Raw genomic sequence first — 18876 nt, 5'->3', positions numbered from 1 at the left:
TTACTTAGCCAACAGTAGCAACGAAAGTCTTAACGCCATTTACATAGACGCCAGTCTTTGCGCCAACTGCGCCAACAGAAGTGATCTTGTAGAGATAATCGTTACCAGTCTTGGAAACGAACTCTGCTTTGAAAACGCCTGCGGTACCGAGAGCAAAGGTCGGTGTTGCAGCGGCAGTAACCTTCAGTGTATAGGCACCCTTAACGGTAACGTCCTTGGTTGTGTCAGTTGTGAAAGCAGGAGCTTTTACAGTAGCAACAAGGAGTTTATTGCCGTTGAGGTAGATACCAGTGGAAGCGCCAACATTGCCGATTGCGGTGATCTTGTAGAAGTATTCGTTGCCGTTAACGGAAGCGAGCGCTACAGAGAAGACACCGGCAGTACCGGTTGTGAAGGTCGGAGCAGTTGCGGAAGTAATCTTGAACTGATAAGCGGAACCCTTCGCAACGGAGAAGTCCTTCGTTGTGTCGGAAGTAGCTTCCGGAACAGCAATTGCAGTGATCTTGCAGGTAGCCGCATCATAATCGTCGAGCTCATAACCGTCTTCATCGTAGAGAGTAGCGGTCAGAGTTGTGGTATTCTCAGAAGCAAAGTCAGTATCAATGCCTGTAATGTCAACCTTGGCAGTATTGCCAGTAGTTGTCAGTGTGAAGACATCGTCGCTGCCGCCGTCAAGTTCCCACTTAATGGTTGCACCAACCGGGAGAGATGTTCCGGTCGGATAAGCGGAAGCTGTGAAGGTCTCGGAATAGCCCTTTGCAATCTTGGAAGAAGTCTTGTTGATTGCAAGGCCCGCGAAATTCAGAGTCTTAATCTTGAAGGTATCAACTTCGTTTCCGGTAGATACGTCAAGTGTAAAGCCGAAAGTCTCAAAGTCATCCTCATCAACAGTATCGGAATCCGCCTTGAAAACGGTTGTACCAGGAGCCAGAGTTGTGTCAGAAAGCTTCAAGGTTGTGCTGGAAACGCTGCCGGTTACATAAAGCTTACCGGCTGCAATCTTCATAGCGCCGTCGCCGTCAATCGTATCAACGGTTACGTTGCTGTCAAAGGTGATCTGAGAATCGGAACCGACAGAGATAGAATCCAGAGTGATCGTACCGCTTACGGTAACGTCGGTGTCTTCATTCTCTGTATTGAATTTTGCGTTCTTAGCGTTTGCAGGATTCGTCAGAGTACCAACAAACTCATCATCGTCCGTACCAAAGACAACATTGGTCTCGCGATAATCAAAATCAACAGTGCCAAGAGTCAGATCGGTGCCCTTAAAGGTAAAGGTGCCGTCGTCGCTGGCCTTGATGCCGTTAATGGAAACTTTTGCGTCTTCCGCAAAAGCATCAACCGTGGGAGCCGTGATTTTACCGGTCGAAACTGCCTCGTCCTCGTCGGTAGAATCAATTGTAACAGTACCGTCGTCCGTTTCAATTGTGCCTACAGTACCGGCATAAATTGTAACTTCGTCAGCTGTTGCATCTGATGTGTCAATGTTGCCGGCCTTACCGCTGTTAACAGTCACAGTACCGGTAGTACCATCAGTGGTAATGTCGCCGGCTTTACCGCCGTCAACAGTTACAGCACCTTCGTCAAGATCAATCGAACCAACAGTAGCGTCATCATTGACAGAGACGGAACCAACGGTACCGGAAATTTTCTTGACAGAGCCTTCATCAACACTTACCGTACCTGTCGTAGCGAATACAATCTCAGAATCTTTTACGTTAGTCGTTGGCTCATAATTGCCTGAGCTGATAACGATTTTTCCCGAATCCTTGGAAATGGTATAATTTTCACTGCCAGCCGGAGTTGCTCCAGCATTTTTCAGCAGCTGGGTAGCGTCAACTTTCTTTTCGACTTTCGTCTTCAAGGTGTACTTGTCGTCGGATTCTTTAGAAACAGCGCCGTCGTCAATCTTTTTCACAGTAATTGTGAAATTGGTTACGGCAGCATCGTTGGTCAAAGCGCCCGCGCTGTTCCTTTTTCCGGAAACCAGAGTAATAGCAGCAGCTGAACCATCAATAGCGCTCAAATCCTCTTTAATCTTTACATTTTCTGTGCTAGACAGTTCAAGATAAGCAGCAGCGGTTAATGCAACATCATCATCTGCATCAGCGCCGTCCGCTAAGTTTGCAGCCGCAGCAGGCACAATCAGTGTGTCCTCTTCGCCCTCTGTTACAGTTGTTGCGACCTTAGCAGAGGCCTCAGCATCAATAGCATCTTTTACGGCTGAAGCTGTTAAGTCAGCTGTCTTACCTTTAACCTCAATTGCGTTGCCAGTCAAAGTAGCTGTAACAGAACTCGCTGCTCCGTCTTCAGTAATTGCAACGGTAATGTCATTTCCAGCTGCACCGGCAGTTTTAGCCGTTACAGTTAATGCGCTGTTTAAAGTAAGAGAAGCTTTTACAGCATCTACATCTGCAGCTTCCTTAGTGGTCGTAACCTTTACTGCCTCGTAAACAGCCTCTGCATCGGCACCTTTGGTTACCTTGTAAACATTGATTTGGCGCTCGCTGCCTTTGGTCTGCGCCAAGGTAGCAGGAGCTTCCAACTCTTTGCCGGTACGCTCGGACACGTCAGTATAAGTCTTGCCAACAACAAGGGAATCCTCGTCCAAAACATAAACGGTAAAGTTCTTTCTCGCCTTTACGGTAACGGTGTCGCCGTCATCGTTGTTGTAGGTGTCCTCATACAGAATAGAAAGGACTTCTTTGCCGGTCTTTGTATCGGACTTAACAGTCAAATCTGCGTCGCCCTCGTCATCATCAATTTCCCATTTTACCAGATTGTCGCCGGAAACATGGGAAATCGCCGCGATCTCAACATCATCATCCAGATCCTGATGATCTTTGGTGTCAAGTTCTGGCTTAATAACATTCGTGGCAATATCATCGATAGAATCATTAGCGCCACCGCCGTTTACGAGATAAATCTCGTCCCTGTCGGTACTGCTAACAGTGCCGCTTACGCTCTTGTTGGCAGCGAAAGCGAAGTTTGCCGAAAAGCTGGTAACTACAAGTGCTAAAGCAAGCACAAGAGAAACAACTTTTCCTGTGATTTTTTTCATCCTTTTTGTCCTCCTTAAAATAGTTCGTTTTGCGTATTTGCGTGTGCTATGAGAATTTAACATACATGTTCGCCATGGGTGTTAAGATTTTCTCCCCTGACTCGCAGCAATTTTGCGGTACACTCTGCCAATGATGCGTTTGACATAGCCGCAGCCGCAACTACCGCTCATATGTTTAATTGGATTATAAGATATTTGGTAATCAATGTCAAGTAGATATTGGACATATTTTTCAATAAAATTTGCACATTCCCTTAAGATTTTCCAGTATTCAAGCCATCTTTCCCCAAAACGATGGAAAACATTGGAACAACAGGAAAATGATGCACCGGAATTTTCCAGATTGTTCACAATCAGTTAATATTTGCCGGTTTTCCGTCGCATAGACACGAAGGCGCGCGGGTGGGAGAAATCACCAGAATTCCGCAGGGCGCGGCAGCTTCCGGGTCCCGGCAGCAGGGGCATTTGATCGTCAGTCCGGGGGGAGACAGCTCGTAGCAGCAGCTCAACCGGTTACAGGAGCACCCGCTGCCCTGCATCCACGGGCAGCCGGTACAGTCCGTACAGTGACGGATGGCGGGCAGATCGATATATTCACTTGCAATGGATTCATTTTCCATAGGATTCCCATGGGTCATTAAAATATGCGAAGCGCTGATTTCCCCGAAAATATGGCTCCACGCGCGGGAAACGCCGTGCTGGGGCGCTTTTAAGATATAATAACCGTCGTAAAGACGGCCGGACACCGCGTCCATGCTCTCGGGTTCCGCCGCGCCGGTCATCAGGATGTCGTCGATGCTGGCCTCGCTGCTGCGCCGGTTATGGAAAATCACGCCCGACGCGCGGCATTCAAACCCGTATGCGGTCCGTGTGGTCGGGCGGCCAAGAATTTCCGCGATATCCTGCGCGGGGGGCAGCTCCCGCAGCTGCGGAGCGAGCTTTCCTATCCTGTCATACAGTTCCGCCATGCGGTCGATGTTTACCTGTTCCACCGGCGAAGTGCGGCAGCAGGCCGCGTATGCGGCGCAAAACTGCTCCTTCAGGCGCAGAAATTCCTGCGCCGCCGCGGGCAGGAACGGCGAGGACAGACAGACGTTCATACTTTCAACCGCCGATGAAAAAAGGTCTGTAAACGGGAATGCCTGTACAGCAGGCCACAGCACGTCATAGTCCACTTTGTCGAAGCGAAAACTCCGGTCCGCCTGTAAAGGGAAAATACGGTCCGCCCCTGTTTTCGCCGCGAGAACCGGAAAAAGCCTCAGCACGGCGGTGCTCAGGTCAAAAATTTCTTCCTCCTGTTTTTGGAACACATGTGCAAACAGCGCAAATTCCAGCATCAGAGGTTTCCCCTTTTTATCGCAGGGAGAGACCGGCAGATAGATCCTGTGAAAATAGTTCGGATTGACCCGGAGAATCCGGTCCAGCGCCCGCAGCCCGTCGTTATGATAGTGGGTCAGCAGGAAGCTGCGGGACGTCATGCCCGCGTACCGCTTCATAAGGCCGGAAACACCGCCAAAAGCCGTTTCCCCACAGTCCGCCATCAGAATGTTTTTCTCCGCCCCGCGCAGCACTATGCATTCGCCGCGGTTCATTTGATGCAATTCCACACTCCGCATTTCCACACCCTCAGTCCAAGCAATCAATCCTAAATATGCTTATATCCCGAATAATACCGATCCTCACGGAATTCGCCCGTAAAGACGATTTCCCCATCCTGATTGTATTCCGTACCGTGCCCGTGGCGCAGGCCGTCTTTCCATTCCCCGGTGTAGATCAGCCGTCCCTCCGCGTCGAAAGCCGCTCCGCTGCCGGTGGGGATGTTGTCTTTCCACCGTCCTACGAAAATAGAACCGTCCCTGGAGCTGTAGGATACCCCTACCCCGTCGCGCTTATTGGCTTTCCAGCCGCCCACATAACAGATTTTGCCGGACTTATAATAATACGCGCCGAAGCCGTCGCGCTTATCATTCAGGTAATTCCCCTCATAGGCGGTATAGCCGTCGTGCATCTGGGTACGCCCCCGCCCCTGCCGAAGCCCGTCGATCACCTTGCCGAAATAGGTATAGCTTTCTTCCGCACTGATGACGATGCGTTTCGTGCCGCGCTTCACACGCAGGGGAAGATCGTCGCTGACCTGCGGTCCCCCGTTCAGCCCTTTTCCGGCGACCGTATAGCGGGTCGGCGGCTCTGGCGGCGCGGGCAGCTCCTCCGTGCTGTAGAGTTCATGGTCCGCGGCATAATCCGGTTCGACCGGGACCGACTCAGCCGGAACCGACTCAGCCGCAGCCAGCGGTTTTTCCGATTCCCGTCCGGGCTGAAGAGCAGCAGGCTGGTCGTTTTCAATATAGACAAAAGGAACCGCTTCTTCTTTCTTATCCTGATCGGGATCGGGCCATTGGGGGGTCGCGCTTTCTTTTCCCGCGCTCAGGTCCTTCATCACCGCCATGCGGCGCTCCGTTTCCTTTAACGGACAGTAGAAAAAGCCTCCCCCGTCGGTTTCCGCGTAAATCTCCGGTTCTCCGGCTATGGCATTCACCAGGCTTTGCCGGGCGGTTACGCCGCAGCTTTCGCTTGGAAAAAGCTCTACGCGCGCGTATCTTCCCGTCTCCGGAATCAGGCGAAGCAAAACGAGGCCGTCATTTCCCTCCTTCGGCTTTAAAACCGCCTCCGGGCTGGACGTATTTCCCGAGTAATAGGCAGTCTGCAGCCAGGTGTGGCCTCTGTCGAACCGGGCTTTGCTGACGGTTTCCCCCGCGCCGCTGCGCATCAATATGTAATAGCCGTATTTCTGACGATATGCCTTCTGGAGAACCGTCTTTCCGCTTGTCATCCTCCAAGAAAACTTTCCGGAGCTGATTTTATAGCGGACGGTGAACTCCATTCCGGCCAAACAGCCGCCGGTTTTGCCCGATTTGCTTTTGCGGGTCGTCAGATAGCCGCGCCGTACTTCCGTAAGAACCGCACTGTTTTGGGCACTGCCGTCATACCGTCTGTAACAGACCGTATAAAACATCCGAAAGCCTCCCTCTCATGCAGTTGTTTCTATTATATATGATAATGCACGGCGCATGCAATAGGTACCGGGCAATTGGCCATAGTTGTTTTTCACTCCCTGCCGCCGGCATATTTCAGCTCGTAGAGATTGCGGAAATAGCCGGTCCCGGGCATGGCCCAGTCATAAAAAGTAATCCTTTTCAGGTCGCTGGTTCCCCCGCTCTGAACAATGAGTTCGTCCGAGCACTCAGAAGTGCAGGCGCTGGTTGTCATAGGGGTAAAGAGCTTTACCTGAATCCCCCATTTTTTCTTTGTCTTCTCGTCAAGGGCAAATTCATGCTCCAAAAATTTGCAGGGATAAAACAGAGAAAAGCTGTAATTGCAGGAAATATTTTCAATAAACGGCGTAATAAAGCAGTATTCATAAGAAATGTTCACGGTTTCCCCCGCCACGCCCGGATAGAGACGGAACCGAAAATCCATTTCGGTACTGGTGGTCCCGCCGATATGATCGTGCACTTGCCTGACGGTCAAAAACTGCTCCGCGCTCGTATAATGCGCGTTTTCACGCATATTGAGATATTTCACAATCGGAATGTGGTTAATGGTACAGGTAAACTTCCGGAAGGTACTTCTGATGATTTCTTCATCGGGCATATCCACATAATGATTGAGCGACTGGCGCAGGACAATCTCCTGCGGCCTGAGCGTCTGAAGCACGATCTGCTGGCGGCCTTTGATCGTGCGAACCATTTGCGCGGCATCCTCAGAGATGGAAATCACTTCCGAACGGTGAACATAATTGTAAAACGGTTCGCCCGCCTGATTCTGCACAAACCTGTCAACAAGGTCCACCACGGACCTTCTGTCGGCAACGGTATCGATCTGGCGGCGGATATTCGCCGCGTACACCACATTTAAAAGCTGCCTGAGCTTCGCGTCGTCGAAGGTGTCGCGGTTAATGACATCGCATATTTTCTGATAAAGGATGTCGGTCTGCGCCGAGCACCGGGAGACCATGCTGCCGGAAAAATCCATTTCCGAATTGGCGTAGGCCTCTTCATAACAGCAGCGGATAAACTGAGGGATCTCAGCCAGGCACAGCTTTTTTGCGGCATCGTCGTCTACAGATACCGCTGCGGCCAGGGCTGACGCCGCGTTTTCCAGCTTTTCGGAAATCAGATAGCTGTCGCAGATCATCCGCGCATACGCCGAAAAGCGCCTGACGGTGCTGCCGGAGGGTGCGAACGACTGTACCACTCCCTGAGCAAAACCGGCGCCGATGACATCGGGGTGCATTGCGGACGGCATCTTGTTCAGCTTTGCATGCCTCAGCTTGGAAACGGTGGATTCCGAAACGTGAAAAATGCGTGCCAGATGCTTATACTTTATTTCAAGCGGTTCCCCTGAAAGAGATGTTAGAAAATCATTAAACAGCAATGCCTTTTTCATGCTTTTCGCATTCATATTTCTGCTCCCAACCTACGATGATACTATGAATTTCCTTTTAAATCATCATTTTTTGGTATTATTTACCATATTATAGCATATTCACCCTGGGAGGGAAATAGAAATTCTTCGATAATTTACCGAAATTGCGAAAGTTCCGGAATCAATCCGAGGACGTCGGAGCGGTGAGATCCATAAAAAGGCATTCTTCCCTGTTTCCGGTCAGGTCAGCCGCGTCACCGCCGGTACAATTATTCAGGACCGTTCCGCCCGCCAGCCGGTAGGTTCCGTCCTGCGATACAATCGTATAGGAAAGAAGAGTCCCTTCCACCTGAAATTCCACGCGCCCGATTCCGTCAATGGAGGCAAGCTCCTCCGAAGACGCGCCGTCAGCCGCCTGCTTCGTTACGCGCAGCATATTGTCGGAAAGCGTAAACACAACGCCCGCATCCGAACCCTTTGACGAAGAAATCTCAAAAGCGGTGGACGCGTACCGCTGAATATAGGTTTCCGCGAGGGCCGCCCTCTGCTGGTTGGAGGCACTTACCGTACCGCTCTTAAAAAAATCGCCGCCTAGGAACAGCACGGCGCACGCGGCCGCGATCACGATCGCCGTAAAGGCCACCGCGATAATCAGCTCCACCAGCGTCATGCCCTTTCTGCCGCACAGCTTCCTCATGGCGCGTCACCGTCCTTTGCCGAAAACGCGGTCATCTGCACGCATTTTCTGCCGCTGCCGTCCGTAAAATAGACGGCGGCTTTGATTCGATAGCCCTCAATGCCGTCCGCGTCCTTTTCCACGGGAATAAAGGTGAACTGCTTATCATCCGAGGAAGACGGGTCCGGGAAATCCGCGTTTTCCACATATTTCGCCCCGAGAACCTCGGCGGTTTTCAGCGAATCCGCGTCCGCGCCGTGCAGCTTCGTAATGAGAGCATCCGCGATTTCCTGCGCCTGAGCCGCCGCGCCGCTTTCGGTGCTTTTGGAAAGGATCGTCCGCTGGGAAAAGCCGATCGTCGAAAGCACCGCCGTAACGACCAGCGCCAAGATCACGACCGCGGCGAGGACCTCCACCATGGTCGTCCCTTTTTTGCTCCTGAAATTCAAAAACATCCTATTCCCCATCGGTATAAACACCCCCGGTAATTTCCGTTCCTCCGCCGCCAGAGCCCGAGCCGCCGGATTCTCCTATATCGGCAATTTTCTCGAGTTCTAAATCTTTATCGAACAAATCGATTTTAAAAGGATTCACAGTTCCTCCTACCCGATTATCGTCACCGATTCGGTACACCCCGGCGTCGATTGTAATCGTACCCTTTGATGTTTTAATAGTGGTATCGGTAACAAAAGTGATAATCGGCGATTCGTGTTCTGAATTTAAAATATAGAAATGAGATTCATTGTATTTTTGCTCAATTGGTGGATTTCCATAATTATTTTTCATATTGATAGAGATGTTCTTTACCTGGAAAGATACAGTGGCATAAGAATTGAAAGAAACAGCCATACTGCTCCCACTATTCCATTGAAAAACAATATTAGGAGCTATAAATTTCACTACATTTCCGCCTTGATACAAAAATTGTGACGCACATAAAAAAACCGTCGCATTTTCAGCCGAAATAGCGGTCGGATTGGTATTCTCCATTTTTCCATCGCTCGTCCACCGTACTGAACTGATTGACTCACTTGATAATATCGTAGGGATGTCGGCATTTGTATACCGCGCAGTCTGATACTGCTGTAATACTTCCTTGACTTCATCCTCTGTTAATTTTGTAGCCTTACTTTTTATAGTTTCCAAATCAAACAGATTGGTACCATTGGGAAAGCTATAATATCCGGCCTCAAATTCTACAGGTTTCGCTCGGGTATAGTCCGTCATAAGCTTATTGCTGGGATCAACAAATTCAATTTTCAGCTTTCTTGAAAAACGCACAATAACGCTGGATGAATTTGTTTTGGATTTTATATAAAGTTCAGGAGGATTTGGAAACCCGTTTTTAGGCGTATCCGACTGTACGTATGCCTTGCCAACGATATCTCCGTCAAAACCAATAAAATCTGCTTTTAACGTTGTTGCATTATCCCAGTTATTAGAAAAGAAACAGTTATAGGTATCCATTTCTTCTTTTCTTCCTATAAAATTAACCTCCGGAGCATCCATCATCTGAGTTCCCTGAAAAATTGCAGCTTTGGTAGCTACAATAGGAAACGCTATGGAGCCCTGTCCCACATAATCACCATTGTCATGAAATAGCCACACCATTCCGTTCTGGGAACCAAATTGAGTACCTACCGCTAAAAAAGAATACGGCAGGCCACTTCCCCCGCTTCCCCCATTCTCCTCCGTCGTAAACTGGTAGCCCAGCTTCCTGACGCGGTCGGAGGAACGGTACTTTGCGCTGGCCTTAATCAGCTTACGGGTGCTGTCGTACTCAGCTACCGCGTTTTCCCCGGAACCGATTTTAAAGCCCGAATCTTCGGAGGTTTTCAGGATGGTGAAACTGCCGGCGTCGGGATTCTGAAGTACATACGCGCGGCCGTACTCTATGGCGGACTTTGCGTCGAGGTAGGCCTGACGGCCTTCCAGGCTGTTCGTGGCGGAATCCAGATTGAATTTGGCGCTGAAAACCAAAGCGGACGCCAAAATCATCAGCGCCGCCGAAACCACGATGACATATGCAAGGGCAGCGCCCCGTTTGGAACCTGTTTTCATCCGTCCGCACCTCACTTTCAGAATCATCTTGATTATAGCCTGATTGCGGGAAGAGCGCAAGAATTTTCAGCGAATGGCGAATTTTGATATTTTATGAAAAAAATGGCTGCGGGAAAAAACATTTTTTTGTAATTGAACAGAGTTTATTGACAGAAAAAACAATCGGCTTTATAATCAGGATATAAAAGATAGAAGCGGTTCTTATTTTTCCTTTTTCACTGAAAATTAAACAAAAAAGAGGTAGAACGAACATGGTAGAAACCCTGAGAAAAACAAATAAAAAAGGCTTTACCCTTGTGGAGCTCGTCATTGTCATCGCCATCCTCGCCATTTTGGCGGCCATCGCCATCCCAACTGTCAGCAACGTCATCAAAACCGCAAACGAGAATGTTGACAAGGCCAACGCACAGACGGTGGAACTGGCACTGAAAACAGCCGATGCAGAAATTGAAGCCAAAACAGCGCCTTCAGGTGTTGATGCGGACGATACCGTTCCAGATGTATTGAAAGCGTATGGGATTACCGGGATTGATTTTGACGACACAGGAAAATCTGGAGAAGCGTGGACCTTTAAAGACAAAAAAGTGTATTGTGATTCTAAGCATAAAACCTCAGATGGATATACTGCACTGAAAAATGCGACAAAATTATCTGACATTTTATCATAACTAATAGCTTAGTTGATATTCTTTGCAAGCCCCGGGAAACCGGGGCTTGTTCTGTACACATGAAAAACCGATTGCCGCAAATAATAGGATATTGTATAATAGAAACGTATCGGAAATTGAAATAGTAAAGTGTGGTGTCAGCCGCTTTGAACGTGATTCTGCTGCAAACGACCCGCAGGGCGCTTTACCTGACGTGGGTAAAATATACGAGAAAACCGGTTTTCGGACTGCCGCAGTGTTTTGAGCTGCCCGAAAGCATGCGCGACGGCAAAACAGGCGACGATCTTTCCGCTTTGGCGAAATATGTGCGGGAGTGCGCGAACTCCGCAAACATGGGAACCAACAAAATTGTTTTCTGTCTGGAAGACGATTCCATCGTCAGCAAAGAGTACCAGCACCTTCCGTGTAAAAAGAAAGACCTGCTTTCCCTGGCCGGGCTGGAAGCCGAAACGGTGCTTCAGGACGGCGTGGACAGCTATATGATCCAGAACTACGAGTACAACCGTGTGAACCCGCTCACCGGCAAGCTGACAAGCTCCCTTTTCGCGGTAAAAACCAAGCTGCTCGGGGACATTCGGAAAGCCTTTTCCAAATACGGCCTTCACGTCATGAAGATCGTTCCGCCCATCAGCGGATTATTACACGCGGGCAAATCGATTCCGGCCGAACGGGATCAGACGATCGCCCTGCTTGATTTTGACTACGCAAAAACACGCCTTGTCCTTTTTCAAAACGGGATGCCCGTTTTTCAGAGAACCTTTGAAACGGTTTTCGACGACATTGTCGAAATCATCATGCGAAACCGCTCGGTGTCCTTTGCCGACGCGGTCAGAAGCGTGACCACCTACGGATTCACCGTGGAAAACGACGAAGCCGCGGCGCGGCAGATTTCCGATCTGCTGGACGCCAGCGTCAGCGAGGCCATCCGCAATATCCGCATGGTTCTTTCCAGCGAGCGTCTGGAACTGAACCGGCTGATTCTGTGCGGGGGCCTTTCCATTGTGCCTAAATTTGACGAATTCTGCGCAAGATTGGAACTGGATATTCCGATTGAAAATATCGCTTCCCTTTCCGTTCCCCTGCCCGCCGTCAACGCGGCCGCAAAAAGGGCCGGGTTCCAGCCCGCCGCCTTCTTCACCGCCGCGGGGATTCTGGCCACCAAAAAGGCCGAAGATATCGATTTCCTGCTTCTGGTAAAATCCATATCGGGCACGCGCGCGGCAAACGTGGCCGTGCTTGCCGTCATCACGCTGCTCGCCGTCGGGATCATGGCGCTGGAACCGATTATTTACCTGTCCGCGCTGAAACAGCAGGCGCAGGACAAGCTCTCCCTGAGCGACCTGAAATATCTGCCGGTAAAAGCCCTTTTACAGGAACAGAGCGAACTGGAGCAGCAGCTTTCCAAACTGAAAAGCGACCAGAAGCTGCTTCCCTCCGGCAAAAGCAACGCGAAAGAAATCACGGACCGTCTGATCAGCCAGATCACCTCAAAAGCAAAATCGGTGGACAGCTGTGAGCTGGACAATATGACCGGCACCGTCTCTCTTACCTTTACGACCGCAAATTACAGCGACTATCTGACCGTCAAGCGTCAGGTGGAGTCCGGCGGTTATTTTGCAATTGCCGTTCCGTTCCGGGCCGAAGTCGGCTCCGACGGCCTGTGCACCTGCAGCGTTTCCCTCAGCGTAAAGGACTTCACCCCCCTGGCATCGGGCAGTAAGGACGGTGGACAGCAATGAAAAGTATAAAAGTATCCGGCGTCCTGCTTTATCTGTTCGGTTTTTCCCTGGTGCTTCTGCTTTATGTAAACTATATCTTTCTCCCCCTGAACCAGAAGGTTTCCGATCTGAACGGAGAGCACCTCGGCAATCTGGAACAGCTGCAGACCTATGAGCTGCAGTCGGCCCGGTTCAGCGATCTGCAGCAGAAAATAGACGGTCTGAAAACGCAGCTGAATGAAGAGAAAGCCGATACGGCGGTAACGGGAAAAAATGTCGCCGAGGATATCGGAAAAATGGTGGGTTCCTCCGGAGTCACGCTGAAAACCATCGATGTCGGCCCGGAACAGGCCGAAAAGGGCAAAACAGCCGCAAGCGGACAACAGCTTTACACGGCGTCCGTTGAATTGAACGTCCTGTGTACCCAGACGCAGCTGCCCGCACTGGTCGGTTATTTTGAAAACGAATCCAAAGGGGTCTACCTCGTCAATCGCGTCAAATACGCGGGGCCGGACAGTACCGGAAAAGTGGACGCGGTGCTCACCATGACCCTGTATTATTTTTCCGGGGGCGCCAAGCAATGATCTCACTGAATTCAGCGGAAGCCGGGCTCGTTTACGACGCCGTTGTGTGTCTGTTCTGCATCCCTGCCGCGGCCGTACTGGCAAACCTCAGCGTAGGGCTGTTCAACGCGCTGCCCGCGAGATGGTTCTGCGACTACGACGAGCAGCCGGGAGAGGACCTTTCCCGCAAAAGGCTCTTTTTCAAGCCGCACGGCATCTGGATAGCGGTCGCCCTTTCCCTGTCGTTCATCCTGATTTATTTGCAATATAAAGGCGATCTCTTTTTCTTTTTCGCCTTCTGCGCCGCGGCTGTCGTCCTGCCGATGATTGCGGCGGCGGACAGTAAATATTTCATTATTCCCGATCAGTTTACGCTGGTGCTGTTTGTGATCTTTGCCGCCGTGTCCGGCTACGATCTTCTGAGCGGGACCCGCCTGTTCCACACGGGCTGGCTTTCCCCCCTTTACGGAGCGGCCGCCGGGCTGATCCTGATGCTTCTGTTTGCCGTCGTGGGGAGAATCGCCTACAGAAAAGAGGCGATGGGCTTCGGCGACGTCAAGCTTTTCGCCGCAGCGGGAATACTGACAGGCTTTCCTTCTTTCTTCCTCGTATTTTTGATGACCGTTTTCCTTGCGTTTTTCTACATTGTTTCTTTGCTGCTGCGCAGGCGGCCGATACGAAACCTCTATCTTCCGCTCGGGCCGTATCTGTGCCTCAGCCTGCTTTTGTTTATGGCGTTTCACCGCCAGATCGAGTCCTTCGCCGTCTGGTACATGTCTTTGCTGAATATGTAAAGGAGCCTATCATGAAAATTACGAATTTGAAGCTTGGACAGATTCTGATCAATTCCGGGGTGCTCACCGAGGAACAGCTCCAGCAGGCTTTGGAGCGGCAGAAGGGCACCAATGTGCGTCTGGGAAGGATTCTGATCGACAACCGCTTTCTGGCGGAAATGCAGATCATCCGTTCGCTGGAACAGCAGCTCTCCATTCCCTACCTGGACCTTTCCTCCGTCAGCGTGGACCCTTCCCTTTCGTCGCTGGTACCGGAGGAACTGGCGCGCTCCAATCTGATCGTCCCCATCAGCCGTTCGGGCAGCATTCTGACCGTGGCGGTCGCGGACCCGCTGGATTACAACGGGATCAACGATATCGGGATCTATACCAAGTTAAAGGTGAATCCCGTCATCGCGGAGCGCGAGAAACTGGAAACGAAAATCCGTGAGCTGTATACCACCCAGAAAGCGTTTGCCGCCGCGCGGGAGCTTTCCACCGCCCAGCCGGACATCCCGCTGGACCAGCTTGAGGGCCAGACCGGAACGGACCAGCCGATCATCCGCTTTGTCAACAATATGATCGAGCAGGCCGTCCTGCTCAAGGCGAGCGATATCCACATCGAGCCGGAGGAGAAATCCATGCGCATCCGCTTCCGGGTGGACGGGCGGCTCAGCCTTTATATGGAAACCAGCGCCGAGCTGATTCCCTCGGTGGTTTCCCGCATCAAGTTTATCGGCGGCATGAACATCGCCGAAAAGCGCATCCCGCAGGACGGCCGTATCAATTACCGGATCGGCGGCAAGGATATTGACATGAGAATTTCCGTCCTGCCCTGTGTATTCGGCGAAAAAGTGGTCATCCGTATCACGACCGCGCTCAGCTTCTCCCTTGTGAAGGAGGAGATCGGCTTTCTGCCGGAGAATCTTGAAAAATTCAACTCCCTGCTGAAAAACAATCACGGCATCCTCCTGCTGACCGGCCCGACCGGAAGCGGGAAATCCACCACCCTTTACACCGCGCTGAAAGAAATCATGCGCGAGGATATCAACATTGTCACCGTCGAAAATCCTGTAGAAATGATTATCCCGAACATTACGCAGGTGGACATCAACGCAAAGGCGGGCCTGACCTTTTCCGCCGTGCTGCGCTCGATTTTGCGCCAGGACCCCGACGTCGTTATGATCGGCGAAATCCGCGACACGGAGACCGCGGAAATCGCCAGCAGCGTCGCCATCACCGGGCATCTGGTACTCTCCACGCTGCACACCTACGACGCGCCGAGCTCCATTATCCGCCTGATCGACATGGGCGTGGAGCCTTACATGGTGTCCTCCTCCGTACTGGGCGTCATCGCACAGCGGCTGGTGCGCACCCTCTGTCCCCACTGCAAAGAGGAATATCTTGCGGAGGAAAACGAGCTGGAGCTTTTGGGGCTGCCCAAAGATACCCGGCAGAAGCTGTACCGGGCAAAGGGCTGCAGCTTCTGCAGCGGCAAGGGTTACCGGGGCAGAACCGCCATTCATGAGATCATGCCGGTTTCCACCGGAATCAAAGCCTGCATCAACAACGGAAAAAGCACGGACCAGATCCGGGAAACCGCCGTTCATGAGGGCATGATCACGCTCGACGAAAATATCAGGAGAATTGTAATAGAGGGAAAAACCTCCGTACGGGAAATGCTGGAAGTTTACTCCCTGCAAATGTGAGGCTTGCTAGTATGGATTTTTTACAAATCGTTTCGGACGGCGTTGCAAGACACGCCTCGGACATTCACCTGTCCGCCAATAACCGTCCCGCTTACCGCATCAACGGCAGAATGCATTTTCTCGACGTTCCCGCGCTGACGCCCGAAGAGGTGGACGGCATGATCCGCCAGTGCCTTTCCCACGAAAAATACGAAGAATTCCTGAAAACCGGCGATATGGACGCTTCCGCGGAAATCGGCGGGTGCGGGCGGTTCCGTATCAACGCGTTTCATCAGATCCGCGGCGAAACACTGGTCATGCGCATTATCAACGCCGCGACGCCGGAAATTTCCGAGCTGCGCCTTCCGGCTTCCATCAGCCGGATTTTGGAGCTGCAGGACGGCCTGGTGCTGGTGACCGGCCCGACCGGAAGCGGAAAATCGACCACGCTGGCGGCCATCATCAACGAATTCAACAAAAACCGGCACTGCCATATCATTACGATCGAGGACCCGATCGAATATATGCATACTCCGAAAAACAGCATTATTAACCAGAGGGAAATCGGGGCGGACAGCGTCTCGTACGCGCGGGCGCTGAAGGCCGCTCTGCGCGAGGACCCGGATATCATTCTGGTCGGTGAGATGCGCGACCTGGAATCGATCTCGATTGCCGTGACCGCGGCGGAAACCGGACATCTGGTGCTCTCTACGCTGCACACGATCGGGGCCGCCAAGACCATCGACCGTCTGATCGACGTGTTTCCTCCCCAGCAGCAGCAGCAAATCCGCACGCAGCTTTCCCTGGTGCTGAAAAGCGTCATTTCCCAGCGCCTGCTGCCCACCGCAGACGGCAGGGGTCGCGTCGGCGCCTTTGAAATGATGTTTATCAACTCCGCGATCAGCAACCTGATCCGCGAGGGCAGAACGGCCAACATCTCCCAGTCCATCCAGACCGGGATCAGCCAGGGAATGATTCCACTGGAACGCAGCGTCGACGACCTGCTGCGGCGGGGAATCATCACGAGCGGCACCGCCGGGGAATTCGGCTTTGATGCCGCCACGCGAAATTCATGACATAAGAGGGGATTTTATTGCGGTATCAATATACGGCGGTTGACCATAGAAATAAAAAATCCCGCGGCTTTCTCAACGCCGACAGCAAGGCCGACGCGATTGCCCGGCTGCAGAGCGAAGGCCTGACCGCGCTTTCCCTGACGGGCGGCGAGGGCAAAGCGGAAGCGGAGCCCACCTCGATCTGGGAGATGGAAATCACCGGCTCCGACATTCACAAGGCGAAAATCAAAAAGAAAAAGCTTCTCACCATCATGAACCAGATGGGGATTATGATGAAGGCCGGCGTATCCCTTTCCATGGCCATGGAGGTGCTGATCAGCGGGGAAAAAGACAAAAAGGTCAAGCGGATTCTGGAGGAAATGAACCGGGACCTGTACACCGGCATCCCGATTTCCGAGGCCATGTCGAAATTCAGGGCTTTTCCGAAAATCATCACCAACATCATCCAGTCCGGCGAAACGGACGGGCGGCTGGACACCGCGTTTGAACGCTGCGCAAAAATTCTGGACAAGGAAATCGTACTGACCGCCAAGCTGAAGGGCGCGACCGGATACCCGATTTTCCTTCTGTGTCTCACCCTGCTGCTGATGATCGTGATGAACGTGTTCGTGCTTCCGAATTTCGCGAATATCTTTCAGGAATTCAATACCGACCTGCCGGCCATTACGAGATTCGTCATGTCCTTTTCCTCGTTTATGATGACGAGATGGTATCTGATCCTGCTGGTGGTTTTTGTCCTCGTATTTTCCTTTATGATACTGAAAAAGAAATCCGCTCCGTTTTCCACCGCGGTGGACAGGCTGATCCTGCGGATTCCGGCGGTCGGGCCGCTGCTGCGCCAGTCGTATATCGCACGGTTGTGCCGCATCATGTCTTCCCTGGTGGAATCCGGGGTGGATATCGTAAAGTCGCTTGAAATTTCGCGCGACGTGATTCCGAACCGCTTTATGAAAGAGCAGCTGACACAGATCATTTCCGAGGTAAAATTCGGCTCCGCCATCAACGCCTCCATGGCGAAATTCCCGATTTTCGACGCGCTTCTCGTCTCCATGATAAAGGTCGGCGAGGAATCCGGGATGCTGTTTGAAACGCTGGACAAGATGGCGTCCATGTACGAAGAGGAGACGGACGAAGCTACCAAACGGCTGACCAGCGCTCTGGAACCGGCGATGACGATCATTATCGCCGTCATTGTCGGCACCGTGGTGATTTCCATCGTTATTCCCATGTTCAGTATGTACAGCGTCATCTCCGGCGGATAAAGCCGGTCAAACAACTGTCGGCGGGGTATTCCCCGCCGATGTCTTTGGAAATTTGCTGTTTTGTAAAAATACCGCCGTTTACTGTTTAAACATGCCCTGTACGTCGTCAAACATGCCGTTTACCGCGTGCATGGCTTTATTGGCGTTGCGTCTGAGCTTACGGTTGTTTTTCATCATTTTGCTGCCCATAGAGGCAACTGCGATGCCGGCTACCATACCGGTGCCGACTCCCCTTACAAATCCCATCGTCTCTTTGTACATAACGTAAAACCTCCCGACTGAAAATATAGAACCTGGGCCTTTCAATATCATCCCCTCTTTCTTTCCGTTTATATTTGAAAATTAATGCCAAATTTTTTGAATAAAGGAGTCTCCCATGCCAACACTGAACATTGTTATGGTCGAACCGGAAATCCCGCAAAACACCGGCAACGTTGCCCGCACCTGCGCCGCAACCGGAGCAAGACTGCATCTTGTCGGGCCGATGGGCTTTCAGATTGACGACAGAAAGCTGAAACGCGCCGGGCTGGATTACTGGCACCTGCTGGATATTACCTGTTACAATAGCCTTTCCGATTTTTTCAGTAAAAATTCGGGTAATTTCTACTTCTTTTCAACAAAGGCCCGGCAAATCCATTCGGACATCCGGTACCCCGACAACAGTTACCTCTTTTTCGGCAAAGAAACGGCCGGGCTGCCCGAAAATCTGTTGTATGAAAACCCCGGCCGCTGCGTCCGCATCCCGATGATCGACAATGCCGACGCGCGCAGTCTGAACCTGTCCAATTCCGTGGCGGTGGGCGTTTACGAGGTGCTGCGGCAATGGGGGTATCCGGAACTTTTGTGCAAAGGGCAATTAAGGGAATATAAATGGTGATACTTTTTTAACAAAGTTTCCGGAAAAG

General features: G+C 51.6%; 16 protein-coding genes. 8 read left to right on the top strand and 8 right to left on the bottom strand.

Features of this window, described 5'->3' with window-relative positions:
• Positions 1-4 precede the first annotated feature (4 nt).
• The 7 genes from LY85_RS16670 to LY85_RS16640 all read right to left on the bottom strand — a co-directional run bounded on the left by LY85_RS16670 (position 5) and on the right by LY85_RS16640 (position 10223).
• On the bottom strand, positions 5-3061 hold the full coding sequence (locus tag LY85_RS16670) for a hypothetical protein (RefSeq protein ID WP_141827569.1): 3057 nt from the start codon (positions 3059-3061) through the stop codon (positions 5-7).
• A gap of 353 nt (positions 3062-3414) precedes the next feature.
• Complete coding sequence (locus LY85_RS16665) at positions 3415-4668, bottom strand: hypothetical protein (RefSeq protein WP_141827568.1); 1254 nt, start codon at positions 4666-4668, stop codon at positions 3415-3417.
• Positions 4669-4706: 38 nt separating this feature from the next.
• The gene (locus tag LY85_RS16660) at positions 4707-6074 is read right to left on the bottom strand and encodes a hypothetical protein (RefSeq protein WP_141827567.1); all 1368 of its coding nucleotides are present in this window, start codon (positions 6072-6074) and stop codon (positions 4707-4709) included.
• Positions 6075-6166: 92 nt separating this feature from the next.
• Positions 6167-7522 carry a hypothetical protein gene (locus tag LY85_RS16655; protein ID WP_141827566.1) on the bottom strand — a complete coding sequence of 452 codons (1356 nt, stop codon included), beginning with the start codon at positions 7520-7522 and terminating at the stop codon, positions 6167-6169.
• 145 nt (positions 7523-7667) lie between these two features.
• Complete coding sequence (locus LY85_RS16650; RefSeq protein WP_141827565.1) at positions 7668-8183, bottom strand: hypothetical protein; 516 nt, start codon at positions 8181-8183, stop codon at positions 7668-7670.
• Positions 8180-8611 (bottom strand): type II secretion system protein, encoded by a 432-nt coding sequence (locus LY85_RS16645; protein WP_141827564.1) that lies wholly within the window; start codon positions 8609-8611, stop codon positions 8180-8182. The genes LY85_RS16650 and LY85_RS16645 overlap by 4 nt, the downstream gene beginning before the upstream one ends.
• 7 nt (positions 8612-8618) lie before the next feature.
• Entirely contained in the window at positions 8619-10223 is a 1605-nt protein-coding gene (locus LY85_RS16640; RefSeq protein WP_141827563.1) for a hypothetical protein, read from the bottom strand.
• Positions 10224-10474: 251 nt separating this feature from the next.
• Between LY85_RS16640 and LY85_RS16635 the strand changes: the two genes are divergently transcribed.
• The 7 genes from LY85_RS16635 to LY85_RS16605 all read left to right on the top strand — a co-directional run bounded on the left by LY85_RS16635 (position 10475) and on the right by LY85_RS16605 (position 17971).
• Positions 10475-10891: a prepilin-type N-terminal cleavage/methylation domain-containing protein gene (locus tag LY85_RS16635; protein ID WP_141827562.1), complete on the top strand. Its 417-nt coding sequence runs from the start codon at positions 10475-10477 to the stop codon at positions 10889-10891.
• Positions 10892-11037: 146 nt separating this feature from the next.
• Positions 11038-12630: a hypothetical protein gene (locus tag LY85_RS16630; protein ID WP_141827561.1), complete on the top strand. Its 1593-nt coding sequence runs from the start codon at positions 11038-11040 to the stop codon at positions 12628-12630.
• On the top strand, positions 12627-13193 hold the full coding sequence (locus LY85_RS16625) for a hypothetical protein (RefSeq protein ID WP_141827560.1): 567 nt from the start codon (positions 12627-12629) through the stop codon (positions 13191-13193). The genes LY85_RS16630 and LY85_RS16625 overlap by 4 nt, the downstream gene beginning before the upstream one ends.
• Positions 13190-13966, top strand: a complete 777-nt coding sequence (locus tag LY85_RS16620; protein WP_141827559.1) for an A24 family peptidase — start codon at positions 13190-13192, stop codon at positions 13964-13966. The genes LY85_RS16625 and LY85_RS16620 overlap by 4 nt, the downstream gene beginning before the upstream one ends.
• Before the next feature lie 11 nt (positions 13967-13977).
• Positions 13978-15654 (top strand): GspE/PulE family protein, encoded by a 1677-nt coding sequence (locus LY85_RS16615; protein WP_207705558.1) that lies wholly within the window; start codon positions 13978-13980, stop codon positions 15652-15654.
• Between the two features lie 11 nt (positions 15655-15665).
• Positions 15666-16709 carry a PilT/PilU family type 4a pilus ATPase gene (locus tag LY85_RS16610; protein ID WP_141827558.1) on the top strand — a complete coding sequence of 348 codons (1044 nt, stop codon included), beginning with the start codon at positions 15666-15668 and terminating at the stop codon, positions 16707-16709.
• Between the two features lie 17 nt (positions 16710-16726).
• The gene (locus LY85_RS16605) at positions 16727-17971 is read left to right on the top strand and encodes a type II secretion system F family protein (RefSeq protein WP_141827557.1); all 1245 of its coding nucleotides are present in this window, start codon (positions 16727-16729) and stop codon (positions 17969-17971) included.
• A 78-nt stretch (positions 17972-18049) separates the two neighbouring features.
• Here the strand turns inward: LY85_RS16605 and LY85_RS16600 are convergent, their stop codons facing one another.
• Positions 18050-18232: a hypothetical protein gene (locus LY85_RS16600; RefSeq protein ID WP_038323089.1), complete on the bottom strand. Its 183-nt coding sequence runs from the start codon at positions 18230-18232 to the stop codon at positions 18050-18052.
• A 115-nt stretch (positions 18233-18347) separates the two neighbouring features.
• Between LY85_RS16600 and LY85_RS16595 the strand changes: the two genes are divergently transcribed.
• The gene (locus LY85_RS16595) at positions 18348-18848 is read left to right on the top strand and encodes a tRNA (cytidine(34)-2'-O)-methyltransferase (protein ID WP_141827556.1); all 501 of its coding nucleotides are present in this window, start codon (positions 18348-18350) and stop codon (positions 18846-18848) included.
• Positions 18849-18876 lie beyond the last annotated feature (28 nt).

It is taken from the genome of Clostridium sp. KNHs216 (genome assembly GCF_006714885.1).
Lineage (GTDB): Bacteria > Bacillota > Clostridia > Oscillospirales > Acutalibacteraceae > Caproiciproducens.
The sequence above is the reverse complement of the archived record's forward strand: the minus strand, read 5'-3'. Positions and strand labels throughout refer to the sequence as shown.